Here is a 12,686-nt window from a genome sequence, read left to right on the forward strand (position 1 = left end):
ATCTTTCTTGTTTTTCGCACTCTGCTGAATTGCCTCAAATGCATTAGTACAGCGAAAATTAAGTTTCTGCTATATTGACGCAGGATGATTTTTTCAGCCGCAAGGCGGAGGAATGAGGCGTAGCGGTGGCTACGGCGATTGACGACAACGCTGCAGATGAAAAATCAGACAAGTCAATATAGCAGTTACTTAATATTCGCTGTATTAGTTAATAGACTTGCTATAGCCATCATAATCTTCCGCATTGCGAAAACCAGCTCGGAAACATATTGTATTTGAGGTGCATTTGCAGGTGTCTTAGAGATTCTTAGTTTTCAGGAAATCTGCGTTATGAGAAGAAAAGCCCCTTGTCTGAGCGACAGCGAGTAATTCCGGGCTTTTCTTCTCATGGTTTTAGCAGATTTTCCGAAGACTTAGAAGCTCTTAGATACCGAAACCGCACCTCAAATACAATATGTTTCTGAGCGTCCCTTTGAATACACATAACGAATAGACAAAAACAACAATATAATAACATTAACTGTACTTGACATTTATTTGAAAACCTATTATAATTCTATCTAGTTACACATTGCTTTGGTAGCACGTTACCGCACTAAAGCAAAATATAAAATAATAACAAAAAGAATTACAACATAACCAAGAGGAGGACCACCCATGCAGCGTATTTTCCACACCCCTGAAGGTGTAAGAGACATCTACAACGGCGAATGCAGCCAGAAAAGAAAGGTACAGGAGAAAATCCATCGCGTCTTCCACCAGTATGGCTATGAAGACATAGAAACCCCCACATTCGAATATTTCGAAGTGTTCAGCCGTGAAGTAGGAACCATCCCCTCCAAAGAACTCTACAAATTCTTTGACAGAGAAGGCAACACCCTGGTACTCAGACCTGACTTCACCCCGTCTGTATCCAGAGCCTGCGCAACCTACTTTTCCCCGGACAAAGAACCTGTAAGCCTCTGCTACACAGGAAACACCTTTATCAACAACACCAGCTACAGAGGACATCTCAAAGAAACCACACAGATGGGAGTAGAACGGATCGGTGATGAATCCGCAGATGCAGATGCAGAACTTCTTGCCATGACGGTGGAATGCCTTCTGGCAGCAGGTCTTACTGAATTTCAGGTCAGTGTCGGACAGGTAGATTACTTCAAATCTCTGTTAAAAGAAGCCGAACTCGGTCCGGAAGCAGAGGAACGCCTTCGTGTTTTGATCTCACAGAAAAATTCTTTCGGAGTAGAAGAGTTTGTAGAGGAACAGAAACTCAAAGACAGTATGCAGAAAGCATTTATTGAAATCCCACAGATGTTCGGTTCGGAAGAAGTCTTAAAGAAAGCCAGAAGTCTGACAAATAACGCCTGCGCACTGGAGGCGGTTTCCAGACTGGAAGAAATCTATGAGATTATGAAAAATTACGGATATGAAAAGTATATCTCTTTCGATTTTGGAATGCTCAGTAAATATCAGTACTATACAGGTATCATTTTCCAGGCATACACTTACGGAACCGGAGAGCCTATGATCAAGGGTGGCCGTTACAACGGACTGATGAAACACTTTGGCAAACCTGCGGCATCTATCGGATTTGCCCTTGAAGTAGATAACCTTCTTCTTGCACTTTCCAGCCAGAAACTGATCTCTGAGAAAGAAGAGAAGCCGGAAGTGATCGAATACGAGCCACAGAACCGTACAGAAGCCATTAAAGAGGCACAGAAACTTCGTGCAGAGGGTAGATGTGTGGCATTACGTTTGAAAAAGGAGGCCAGATAAGCCATGAGATACCTGACAGTTGCCCTGACAAAAGGCAGACTTGCCAACAAAACAATGGAGATGTTTGAGAAAGCAGGAATCACCTGCGAAGAGATGAAAGATAAAGATTCCCGTAAACTGATCTTTACCAATGAAGAACTGAAGATGAAATTCTTCCTTGCAAAAGGGCCGGATGTTCCTACCTATGTAGAGTATGGTGCGGCAGATATCGGAATTGTGGGAAAAGATACGATCCTGGAGGAAGGCCGTAAGCTTTATGAAGTGATGGATCTTGGATTTGGAAAATGTAAGATGTGTGTCTGTGGACCGGAGAGTGCCAGAGAAGTTCTGGAGAATAACCAGCTGATCCGTGTGGCGACTAAATATCCAAATATTGCCAAGGATTACTTTTTTAACAGAAAACACCAGACAGTAGATTTGATCAAATTAAACGGTTCCATTGAACTGGCACCCATCGTTGGTCTGTCTGAAGTGATCGTAGATATTGTGGAGACCGGAAGTACACTGAAGGAAAACGGACTGAAGGTGCTGGAAGAGGTCTGCCCGCTGTCTGCCAGAATGGTAGTCAATCAGGTGAGCATGAAGATGGAAAATGAGAGAATCCGTAAACTTATTGAAGACTTAAGAAGAGTTCTTCAGGAGGAGATGTAAAGATGCGTACAGTAAAATTAACAAAAGAATCAACAAAGGATATTCTTGAGAATCTGCTGAAAAGAAGCCCGAATAACTATGGAAAATTTGAATCCACAGTAGCTCAGATCCTTGATAAAGTAAAAAATGAAGGGGACGCAGCCCTTTTTGCCTATACAAAAGAATTTGACAAAGCTGATGTGACAAAAGAGACTATCCGCGTCACAGATGCAGAAATTGAAGAGGCTTATGCGCAGATTGATCCTGCACTTCTTGGAGTGATCCGCAAAGCTCTGGTCAATATCCGTCAGTATCATGAAAAACAGATCCAGAACAGCTGGTTTACAAGCACAACAGATGGAACTATGCTTGGACAGAAAGTAACACCGTTAAATCGTGTGGGTGTTTATGTACCCGGTGGAAAAGCAGTTTATCCGTCTTCTGTACTGATGAATATTGTACCTGCGAAAGTGGCAGGAGTCCCGCATATTGTTATGACAACACCGCCCGGAAAGGATGGCAAAGTATGCGCTTCCACACTGGTAGCAGCCAAAGAAGCAGGAGCAGATGAGATTTATAAGGTGGGTGGTGCACAGGCAATCGGTGCCCTTGCTTTCGGAACAGAGAGTATTCCGAAGGTAGACAAGATCGTAGGTCCCGGAAACATTTTCGTAGCTCTTGCAAAGAAAGCAGTATATGGCTATGTAAGCATTGACTCCATTGCAGGACCGAGTGAGATCCTTGTTCTTGCAGATGAGACAGCTAATCCGCATTTTGTGGCAGCAGACCTTCTTTCCCAGGCAGAGCATGATGAACTGGCATGTGCTATCCTGATCACTACAAGTGAGGAATTTGCGAAGAAAGTAGATGAAGAAGTAAAAGGTTTCGTGGAGGTTCTTTCCAGAAAAGAAATCATTCAGAAATCTCTTGATAACTTTGGCTACATTCTGATTGCAGAGGATATGGACGAAGCGATTGAGGCGGCCAATGAAATCGCTCCGGAACATATGGAAATCGTGACAGCCAATCCTTTTGAAGATATGATGAAAGTGAAGAATGCAGGTGCGATCTTTATCGGAGAGTACAGCTCCGAGCCACTGGGAGATTATTTTGCAGGTCCGAACCATGTGCTTCCTACAAACGGAACTGCCAAATTCTTCTCAGCCCTTTCCGTAGATGATTTTATCAAGAAATCAAGTATTGTATATTACTCAAAATCTGCGCTGCGTAACATCCACAAAGATATCATCCAGTTTGCAACTTCTGAGCAGCTTACTGCACATGCAAATTCTATTGCAGTTCGTTTTGGGGATGAAGATAACGAATAATGGTAAGGCTTTGAATCTGAAATCTGCTATAATGTAAACTGTAGTTTGCACAGAAAAACATGGATTCAGAGTGTTTGAAAATAAGTAAGACAGAGAGGACTTAACCATGGCAAGAGAAGCCTCAGCAGAAAGAAATACAAAAGAAACAGAAATCAAATTAAAAATAAATCTGGATGGAACCGGATACTCTGATATTGAGACAGGTGTGGGATTTTTTGACCATATGCTGGATGGATTTACCCGTCATGGACTTTTTGACCTCAGTGTCAGAGTCCATGGAGATCTTCAGGTGGATGATCATCACACCATTGAGGATACAGGAATTGTTCTGGGAACAGCATTAAAAGAAGCAATTGGTGACAAAAAGGGGATTAAGCGCTATGGAAGCTGCATCCTTCCTATGGATGAATCCCTGGTGCTCTGTGCGATCGATCTGTCCGGAAGACCTTACTTTGTATGGGATGCAGAGTTTACCACAGACAGGATTGGTGACATGTCCACAGAAATGGTGAAAGAATTTTTCTATGCCATTTCCTATGCCTGTGGCATGAATCTTCATATCAAGGTTCTGGCAGGTGGGAATAATCACCATGTAGCAGAAGCAATGTTCAAAAGTTTTGCCAAAGCACTGGACGCAGCCACATCCTATGATCCAAGGATCACAGATGTTCTGTCTACCAAGGGCAGTCTGTAAATTCTGAAGATTTACGAAAATATCAATCAACAAAATTATATGGAGACAGAAAATGGAAAATACAGTGAATTTAAAAAGCAGCATCGCATGGTCTGATTTTAAATTAAACAGTGATGGAATGGTACCTGTCATAGCTCAGGATTATCAGACAAACGAAGTACTGATGCTGGCGTATATGAATGAAGAAGCATTTAATACCACTCTTGAAACAGGTAAAATGACTTACTGGAGCAGAAGCCGCAATGAACTCTGGACGAAGGGACTCACATCCGGACATCTCCAGTTTGTAAAATCCCTTACACTGGATTGTGACAATGATACGATCCTTGCTAAAGTAGAGCAGATCGGTGCAGCCTGCCATACCGGAAACAGAACCTGTTTTTTCAAAGCCCTGACAGAAGTGTGATGAATAACGCGATAATATACATACAAGCCAAAATTCCATTGCCGCAGGCAATCTGGAATGAATTTTGGCTACGTTACTGTGAACGGAGTGAACAGTAACACTAATGCCAAACATTAAAGGAAAATATACACGAATTGTATTGACATTTTTGGTAAAATGTGATAAAAAAAGAATATCCGAATTGAATATGTGCAATGTTATAACGCAAAGGTTGCATCGTACTTGATGCGCAAAAGAGAATCCGGTGAGAATCCGGAGCGATACCGTCACTGTGTATGGGAGCTGTTTTTCAGAAACCACTGGGAAACCGGGAAGGGAGAAACAGCGATGATCGAAGTCAGGAGAACTGCCTTGGCGTAGAATTTAAGGTCTGCGGTATACAGAACCTGTATTCTCATAACGATACATAGCTCTTTTATTAAATGAATCAGACAGAATCGGAAATTACAGATATATCTGGTACATATAAACCATGTATTTATGGGAAGGCGGTAGCTGCAGAATATGCAGCTGCCTTTTTTGTGCATACAATTGTCCGGAAATACGAGAAATAAAAGAGGAAAAACGAAATGAAAAGAAAATCCATGTTAGCCTTATTACTGGCAGTATCCATGACCTGTTCCATGACAGCAGCAACAGGTACAGTTGCTTTTGCATCTGATGATGCAGCAACAGAAGAGGCTGCAGATGACACAGAAGCAGCTGCAGACGATGCAGATGCAGCAGATACAGAGGAAGCATCTGATGATACAACAGAAGCTTCTGATGATGATCAGAAAGCCGCAGACGAAGTTGGTGCCCTGATCGATAAGATTTATGTTCAGGAAAGAACAGACACAACTGACGAAGACTGCAAAGCAGCAAAAGAAGCATGGGACAAACTTACAGATGCTCAGAAAGAACTGGTAACAGGTGAAGAAGCAAGCCCTGAATACTTTGGACGTGACACAGGTGATGCTTCCAAAGATGATCCTCGTAACCAGGATGAGATTGGTGAGAATGAACTTCTTGTAGTAAGTTTTGGTACATCCTTCAACGACAGCCGTGCAGAGGATATCAAAGGAATCGAGGATGCCCTTGCAAAAGCATATCCGGACTGGTCAGTAAGACGTGCATTTACAGCACAGATTATCATCAACCATGTACAGGCAAGAGATGATGAAGTAATCGATAATATGCAGCAGGCTCTTGACCGTGCAGTAGCTAACGGTGTTAAGAATCTTGTTGTACAGCCGACACATCTGATGCATGGTGCAGAATATGATGAAATGACAGAGGCAATTGATGGATACAAAGACAAATTTGAATCTGTTGCAATTGCAGAGCCAATGCTCGGTGAAGTTGGTGATGACGCTACAGTGATCAATGATGACAAGAAAGCAGTTGCTCAGGCAATCACAGATGAAGCTTGCAAGGAAGCTGGATTTGATGATATGAAAGCAGCAGCAGATGCAGGCACAGCATTTGTATTCATGGGACATGGTACATCCCATACAGCTAATGTAACCTATGACCAGATGCAGACACAGATGGATGATCTTGGATTCACAAACGCTTTCATCGGAACTGTAGAGGGAGAACCGGAAGACACAGCATGTGACAAGGTTATCGAGAAAGTAAAAGAAGCAGGATTCAAGAATGTGATCCTTCGTCCTCTGATGGTCGTTGCCGGAGACCACGCTAACAATGATATGGCCGGTGATGATGCAGATTCCTGGAAATCTCAGTTTGAAGCATCCGGTGATTTCGACAGTGTTGACTGCCAGATCGCAGGTCTTGGAAGAATTGCAGCAGTAGAAGATCTGTATGTGGCTCATACAAAAGCAGCAATTGATTCTCTTGGAGCATCTGACGATGCAGCGGCAGAAGATACTGATGCCGAAGCAGCAGATGACAGTGCAGACGATGCACAGGCAGATGACGCAGCTGAGACAACAGCTGATACTGCAGAGGCTGATGCTGAATAAAAAATATTGTTCAAACAAGATAAACTGCCCGGAGGACTTGCAAAAGTTTCCGGGCAGATATATTATATGATAAGAAAAAAAGAAGTCATAGCAATTCCATAAAATACTGCAAACAGTTCGCACGTTTCTGTTCATTCCGTTCACAGTAACGTGCGCACATCTGAGAAAGATCCAGAGGAACTGTCTTAATTGCATTATTTTCTGGAATTACTATAATATATTTGCCATCACCTGTTCAAAAGCCTGTTGCTCTGCAGCAGATGGGTTGAACAGCACGATAGAAAAAACTATAAAAAATATGAAGATAAGGGAGAAGAAATAATCATGAAGAAACGTTCATTTACATTATTAATGTCAGCACTTACTATTTCAGCTACTCTGATCGGTACAAGCCCGGTTGCTGCAAAGACAGATACTGATACGGCAACAGAAGAAACCACTGATAAAGAAGAAACCACTGCAAAAGATGCTGATTCAGAAAATACAGATAATAAAGAAACAGATGCATCCAAGGGTGATACATTAGAGGATGGCACCTACACAGCAGAATTTGATACAGACAGCGGAATGTTCCATGTAAATGAAACAAACGACGGAAAAGGAACCCTTACAGTAAAGGATGGCAAGATGACTATCCATGTAAGCCTTGCTTCAAAGAAAATTGTAAATCTTTTTGTGGGAAAGGCAGAAGATGCACAGAAAGACGGGGCAGAGATTCTTGAACCAACCACAGATACTGTTACATACAGCGATGGAATGAGTGAGGAAGTATATGGATTTGATATCCCGGTACCCGCAATTGATGAAGAATTCGATGTAGCTTTGATCGGAACAAAAGGAAAATGGTATGACCATAAGGTAAGTGTCAAAAATCCTGTAAAATCCGATGATACAGATGCAAAAAAAGATGATAAAGAAAATAAAGATGCAGATTCCAAAGCAGATGACACAGACAAAGATGCGAAAGACAGCAAGACAAGTGAAGGTAAGACTCTGGCAGATCTGAATCTTGAAGATGGCGACTATACCATGGATGTAACTCTTACAGGCGGTTCAGGAAGAGCAACCATTGATTCTCCTGCTGCCATTAAGGTAGAAGGCGATAAAGCTACAGCAACTATCGTATGGAGCAGTCCGAACTATGATTATATGCTTGTGGATGGTGAGAAATATGAGCCGGTTAATAAAGATGGAAACTCCACTTTTGAAATCCCTGTCAGCGTATTTGATGCAGAGATGGAGGTAACAGCAGATACAGTAGCAATGAGTGAGCCTCACGAGATTGACTACACCTTAAATTTTGATTCCACAACTGCCAAAGAAGCAGAAAAAACAGCAAAATAATCATATACAAACAAAGAAACAATTATGAAGATGAAAAACATAATAAAGAAACAGCAAAAAACAATATTTATCGGTTTTATATCAGTTGCATTATTTATTATCTGTATATGCACTGTCTGTACAGCATACGCAGCAGATAAAGACAATGCAAAAACTCCTGTGGATATCCCGGGACTTACCTATGATCACAGTATGGAACTTTCCTACGCAGAAGAATTCAGCGTAGACTATTACAATGATGGCTATGCTCTGATCACTATCAATCAGGAAGGACAGTTTCTTGTAGTTCCAGAGGGAAAAAAGGCTCCAAAGGGGCTTGAAAAAGATATCACAGTTATTCAACAACCGCTGAACAACATCTATCTGGTAGCAACCTCTGCTATGGATCTTTTCCGCGCAATTGACGGTATTGACAGCATTCGTCTTTCAGGAACTCAGGAGAATGGATGGTATATCCAGGAAGCAAAAGATGCCATGGAATCCGGAAAAATGATTTATGCAGGCAAGTACAATGCACCGGATTATGAACTGATCCTGAATGAAGGCTGTGGTCTTGCCATTGAATCAACTATGATCCACCATAATCCGGAGGTGGAAGAGAAACTGGAACAGTTTGGTATCCCGGTAATGGTAGAACGTTCCAGTTATGAGAGCCATCCTCTGGGAAGAACTGAATGGATGAAACTCTATGCTGTGCTTCTCGGAAAGGAAGATGTAGCTGAGAAGGCATTTAAGGAGCAGACAGACAAGCTTGACAAAGTTCTGACCTCTGATGATAAAGATACAGGTAAAACAGTAGCATTCTTTTACATTAATTCCACAGGTGCTGTCAATGTGCGAAAAAATGGTGATTATGTTTCAAACATGATCGAGCTTGCAGGCGGCAAATATGTTCCCGAAGATACAGGAGAAAGTGATAACGCTTTGTCTACCATGAATATGCAGATGGAAGAATTTTATGCCAAAGCAAAAGATGCGGACTATATCATCTATAACAGTACTATCGACGGTGAACTTTCTACTATTGATGAACTGCTGGCAAAAAGTAATCTTCTGGCAGATTTTAAGGCAGTGAAGGATGGAAATGTGTGGTGTACGGGGAAAAATCTTTTCCAGGAAACCACTGAGCTTGGAACTATGATTGAAGATATTCATACAATTCTTACTACAGATGATGATTCGCTGGATGAACTTGCATATATGCATAAGTTAAAATGATATTTGTAACTTTTCGGCACACTCGAATCCGCATCCTATGCGATTGGTATAGTTATTTACGAATGGCACTGAAATATGTTTGCGGGATTCTGCAGAACTGCCAAAAGCAGGAAATATAAAAACAAAAGGAACAAAAAATATGGATGACAAAAAACGTACAGCCAGATACTGGATAGCATTTTTTATACTGGCGGTGTTTCTGGTGATTTTATTTGTCTGGAATGTAAATGCCGGAAGCATTCATCTTTCAGTGGGTGAGATTCTGAATATTATTTTCAGACATCAGGGAGATGCGACTGCTTACAATATAATATGGGAAATCCGTCTTCCCAGGATTCTGTCAGTGATCATTCTTGGAGGAGCACTTTCTGTATCCGGATTTCTTCTTCAGACATTTTTTAATAACCCTATTGCAGGTCCCTTTGTACTTGGAATTTCTTCAGGAGCCAAGCTGGTAGTTGCACTTCTGATGATTTATTTTCTGAGCAGATCTATTTCCATGGGTTCTGCAGCCATGATCATTGCAGCATTTATCGGTTCTATGATTTCCATGGGATTCGTCCTGCTGGTTGCAAAAAAAGTCCACAACATGTCCATGCTGGTTATCAGCGGTGTCATGATCGGTTACATCTGTTCTGCAGTTACAGATTTCGTAGTTACATTTGCGGATGACTCCAATATCGTCAATCTTCACAACTGGTCACTGGGAAGCTTTTCAGGAATGTCCTGGGGTAATGTGAAGGTAATGACAACAGTAGTTCTGCTCACAATGGTGATCGTGTTCTTTATGTCCAAACCTATCGGTGCCTACCAGCTGGGTGAAGTTTATGCCCAGAATATGGGAGTGAATATCAAGCTGTTCCGCATAGGACTGATTCTCTTATCCAGTATTCTGTCTGCCTGTGTGACAGCTTTTGCAGGACCAATTTCTTTTGTTGGCATTGCAGTGCCTCACATTGTAAAAAGCCTGCTGAAAACAGCCAGACCGCTCCTTGTGATCCCGGCCTGTTTTCTGGGAGGGGCAGTATTCTGTCTTTTTTGCGATCTGATTGCCAGAACCGTATTTGCACCTACAGAACTCAGTATCAGTTCCGTAACAGCAGTATTTGGTGCACCGGTTGTAATCTATATCATGATCCACAGACAGAAGAGGAATTGATATAAAAAGCGGGAGCAGAATACGCTATCCGGGCAGATTACTTATATGATGCAGCATAAAAAAGGAAAACAGGAAAACATATGTCAGAGAAAATAGCAGATGTAATAAGAGAAACAGAAAATAACAAAGCAGACCGGCAGGAACAGTATTTTTTCCGTACGGATCAGCTGACTGTGGGATATGACGGAAAACCTCTTATCAGAGAAATCAATATTCAGCTGAAAAAGGGAGAAATCCTCACTCTCATCGGTCCTAACGGTGCCGGGAAATCCACTATTCTTAAAAGCATCACCAGACAGCTTGCCGCGATCAGCGGTACTGTTTATCTGGATAAAGAGAGAATGGCAAAGATGACTAATAAAGAGGTCTCTCAGAAACTGGCAGTCGTGCTCACGGAGCGTATGCGACCGGAACTGATGACCTGCGAAGACATTGTAGCCACAGGGCGTTATCCTTATACAGGCACTTTGGGAATACTCTCCGCAGAGGATAAGGCAAAGGTAAAGAAATCAATGGAAACCGTCCATGCATGGGATTTAAAAGACAGAGATTTCACAGCCATCAGTGATGGTCAGAGACAGCGAATCCTTCTTGCCCGGGCTATCTGTCAGGAACCGGAGATCATTGTGTTGGATGAGCCGACTTCTTTTCTGGATATCCGTCATAAGCTGGAACTTCTTACTATTTTGAAACAGATGGTGCTGGATCATCAGCTTACAGTGATCATGTCGCTGCATGAGTTGGATCTTGCACAGAAAATATCTGATAAAGTTATCTGTGTACATGGAGAATATATAGAGAAATACGGTGCTCCGGAAGAAATCTTTACTTCTGAGTATATTCGGAAGTTGTATGGAATTACCAGAGGAAGCTATAATGCTGCTTTTGGATGTGTGGAGATGGATCCGCCCAGAGGTGAACCTCAGGTGTTTGTAATTGGCGGTAATGGAAGTGGAATTCCGTATTATCGAAAACTGCAGAGACAGGGAATTCCGTTTGCGGCAGGAGTGCTTCACACGAATGATGTAGACTGTCAGGTAGCCGGTGCACTTGCAGACCAGGTGATTACAGAGAAACCTTTCGAAAGTATTTCACAGGAATCTTATGATAAGGCTGTGGAATTGATGAAAAAATGTCAGAAAGTTATCTGTCCTCTGAAAGACTTCGGAACAATGAATGCCGCAAACAGGGAACTGCTTCGCCTTGCGCGGGAGCTGGGAATACTGGCAGAGCTATAGTACATCGTTTTCGAAATAATATTATTATTTCATGTATATGTATGCTATAATGGATACCATCAATCATCCAAAGGAGAGAAATATGGATAAGTTATACATTGTTATCCCGGCATACAATGAGCAGGATAACATTGAACAGGTCATTAATGACTGGTATCCTGTTATAGAGAAGCATAACGGAAACGGTCAGTCACGTCTGATTGTCATTGATGACGGGAGCAAAGATTCTACATATGAAAAACTGAAACAGTGTACAAAGACACGCCCTCTGCTGATTCCGATAACAAAACCAAACGGCGGTCATGGTGCAACTGTGCTTTATGGCTATAAGTATGCACTCAAAAATGGTGCAGATTACATTTTCCAGACAGATTCAGACGGCCAGACACTGCCGGAAGAGTTTGAACCGTTCTGGAAACGAAGACAGAAATATGATATGGTCATCGGCTGGAGAAAAGACAGACAGGATGGAATATCACGTGTTTTTGTAACAAAAACTCTGAAACTGGTTATCCGTATCTGTTTTGGGGTAAATCTGACAGATGCCAACACTCCGTACCGTTTGATGAAAGCAGAGACGATGGCCAGGTACATACATCTGATCCCGAAGGATTTTAATCTTTCCAATGTACTTCTGGCTGTTATTTATAAGAAGAAGGGATGCAGCATCAAATTTCTTCCTGTCACATTCAGACCTCGTCAGGGCGGGGTGAATTCCATTAACATGAAGAAAATCTGTAAGATCGGAAAACAGGCGGTAATAGATTTTGTGAAATTGAACAGGATTATCCGCCGAACATAAAAAAATGATGAAAAAAAACTGTTGTTTCTACAGTGATCGTGAGGAACAGCAGTTTTTTTATGTTATAGGAAATTACTCCGTAATGTTCCTATAACATAAAAAAGCCCTCCGGGCGGGATTCTTT

Annotated in this window: 10 protein-coding genes, 1 pseudogene and 1 riboswitch; all 11 genes and pseudogenes read left to right on the top strand. The window is 41.9% G+C overall.

The window, feature by feature from the left end:
* Positions 1 to 657: 657 nt before the first annotated feature.
* The 11 genes and pseudogenes from hisZ to I4V44_RS12680 all read left to right on the top strand — a co-directional run bounded on the left by hisZ (position 658) and on the right by I4V44_RS12680 (position 12,562).
* Positions 658 to 1,776 carry an ATP phosphoribosyltransferase regulatory subunit gene (gene hisZ / locus I4V44_RS12630; RefSeq protein WP_118521588.1) on the top strand — a complete coding sequence of 373 codons (1,119 nt, stop codon included), beginning with the start codon at positions 658 to 660 and terminating at the stop codon, positions 1,774 to 1,776.
* A gap of 3 nt (positions 1,777 to 1,779) precedes the next feature.
* A complete protein-coding gene (gene hisG / locus I4V44_RS12635; protein WP_008702990.1) occupies positions 1,780 to 2,427 on the top strand; it encodes an ATP phosphoribosyltransferase in 648 nt (215 codons plus the stop codon).
* Positions 2,428 to 2,429: 2 nt separating this feature from the next.
* Entirely contained in the window at positions 2,430 to 3,734 is a 1,305-nt protein-coding gene (gene hisD, locus I4V44_RS12640) for a histidinol dehydrogenase (protein ID WP_118574247.1), read from the top strand.
* Between the two features lie 106 nt (positions 3,735 to 3,840).
* Entirely contained in the window at positions 3,841 to 4,428 is a 588-nt protein-coding gene (gene hisB / locus I4V44_RS12645; protein ID WP_118330728.1) for an imidazoleglycerol-phosphate dehydratase HisB, read from the top strand.
* An 85-nt stretch (positions 4,429 to 4,513) separates the two neighbouring features.
* Positions 4,514 to 4,828: pseudogene (hisI, locus tag I4V44_RS12650) on the top strand (phosphoribosyl-AMP cyclohydrolase); the annotation flags it as partial.
* A gap of 197 nt (positions 4,829 to 5,025) precedes the next feature.
* A riboswitch (cobalamin riboswitch) is annotated at positions 5,026 to 5,202 on the top strand.
* Between the two features lie 201 nt (positions 5,203 to 5,403).
* Entirely contained in the window at positions 5,404 to 6,801 is a 1,398-nt protein-coding gene (locus tag I4V44_RS12655) for a sirohydrochlorin cobaltochelatase (RefSeq protein ID WP_118574249.1), read from the top strand.
* Between the two features lie 324 nt (positions 6,802 to 7,125).
* Positions 7,126 to 8,145 (top strand): hypothetical protein, encoded by a 1,020-nt coding sequence (locus tag I4V44_RS12660; protein WP_118574251.1) that lies wholly within the window; start codon positions 7,126 to 7,128, stop codon positions 8,143 to 8,145.
* Positions 8,146 to 8,169: 24 nt separating this feature from the next.
* Positions 8,170 to 9,363, top strand: a complete 1,194-nt coding sequence (locus I4V44_RS12665) for an ABC transporter substrate-binding protein (protein ID WP_118574253.1) — start codon at positions 8,170 to 8,172, stop codon at positions 9,361 to 9,363.
* 139 nt (positions 9,364 to 9,502) lie between these two features.
* Complete coding sequence (locus I4V44_RS12670; RefSeq protein ID WP_196002808.1) at positions 9,503 to 10,522, top strand: FecCD family ABC transporter permease; 1,020 nt, start codon at positions 9,503 to 9,505, stop codon at positions 10,520 to 10,522.
* 80 nt (positions 10,523 to 10,602) lie between these two features.
* Positions 10,603 to 11,760: an ABC transporter ATP-binding protein gene (locus I4V44_RS12675; protein WP_118409381.1), complete on the top strand. Its 1,158-nt coding sequence runs from the start codon at positions 10,603 to 10,605 to the stop codon at positions 11,758 to 11,760.
* 82 nt (positions 11,761 to 11,842) lie between these two features.
* Positions 11,843 to 12,562 carry a glycosyltransferase family 2 protein gene (locus tag I4V44_RS12680; protein ID WP_008703000.1) on the top strand — a complete coding sequence of 240 codons (720 nt, stop codon included), beginning with the start codon at positions 11,843 to 11,845 and terminating at the stop codon, positions 12,560 to 12,562.
* Positions 12,563 to 12,686 lie beyond the last annotated feature (124 nt).

Source organism: Blautia sp. 1001283B150304_161114_C9 (genome assembly GCF_015668165.1).
Taxonomy (GTDB): Bacteria; Bacillota; Clostridia; order Lachnospirales; family Lachnospiraceae; genus Blautia_A; species Blautia_A wexlerae.

Coding starts and splice junctions, on each gene's coding strand:
- hisZ (WP_118521588.1), top strand. CDS start 658: ATGCAGCGTATTTTCCACACCCCTGAAGGTGTAAGAGACATCTACAAC.
- hisG (WP_008702990.1), top strand. CDS start 1,780: ATGAGATACCTGACAGTTGCCCTGACAAAAGGCAGACTTGCCAACAAA.
- hisD (WP_118574247.1), top strand. CDS start 2,430: ATGCGTACAGTAAAATTAACAAAAGAATCAACAAAGGATATTCTTGAG.
- hisB (WP_118330728.1), top strand. CDS start 3,841: ATGGCAAGAGAAGCCTCAGCAGAAAGAAATACAAAAGAAACAGAAATC.
- I4V44_RS12655 (WP_118574249.1), top strand. CDS start 5,404: ATGAAAAGAAAATCCATGTTAGCCTTATTACTGGCAGTATCCATGACC.
- I4V44_RS12660 (WP_118574251.1), top strand. CDS start 7,126: ATGAAGAAACGTTCATTTACATTATTAATGTCAGCACTTACTATTTCA.
- I4V44_RS12665 (WP_118574253.1), top strand. CDS start 8,170: ATGAAGATGAAAAACATAATAAAGAAACAGCAAAAAACAATATTTATC.
- I4V44_RS12670 (WP_196002808.1), top strand. CDS start 9,503: ATGGATGACAAAAAACGTACAGCCAGATACTGGATAGCATTTTTTATA.
- I4V44_RS12675 (WP_118409381.1), top strand. CDS start 10,603: ATGTCAGAGAAAATAGCAGATGTAATAAGAGAAACAGAAAATAACAAA.
- I4V44_RS12680 (WP_008703000.1), top strand. CDS start 11,843: ATGGATAAGTTATACATTGTTATCCCGGCATACAATGAGCAGGATAAC.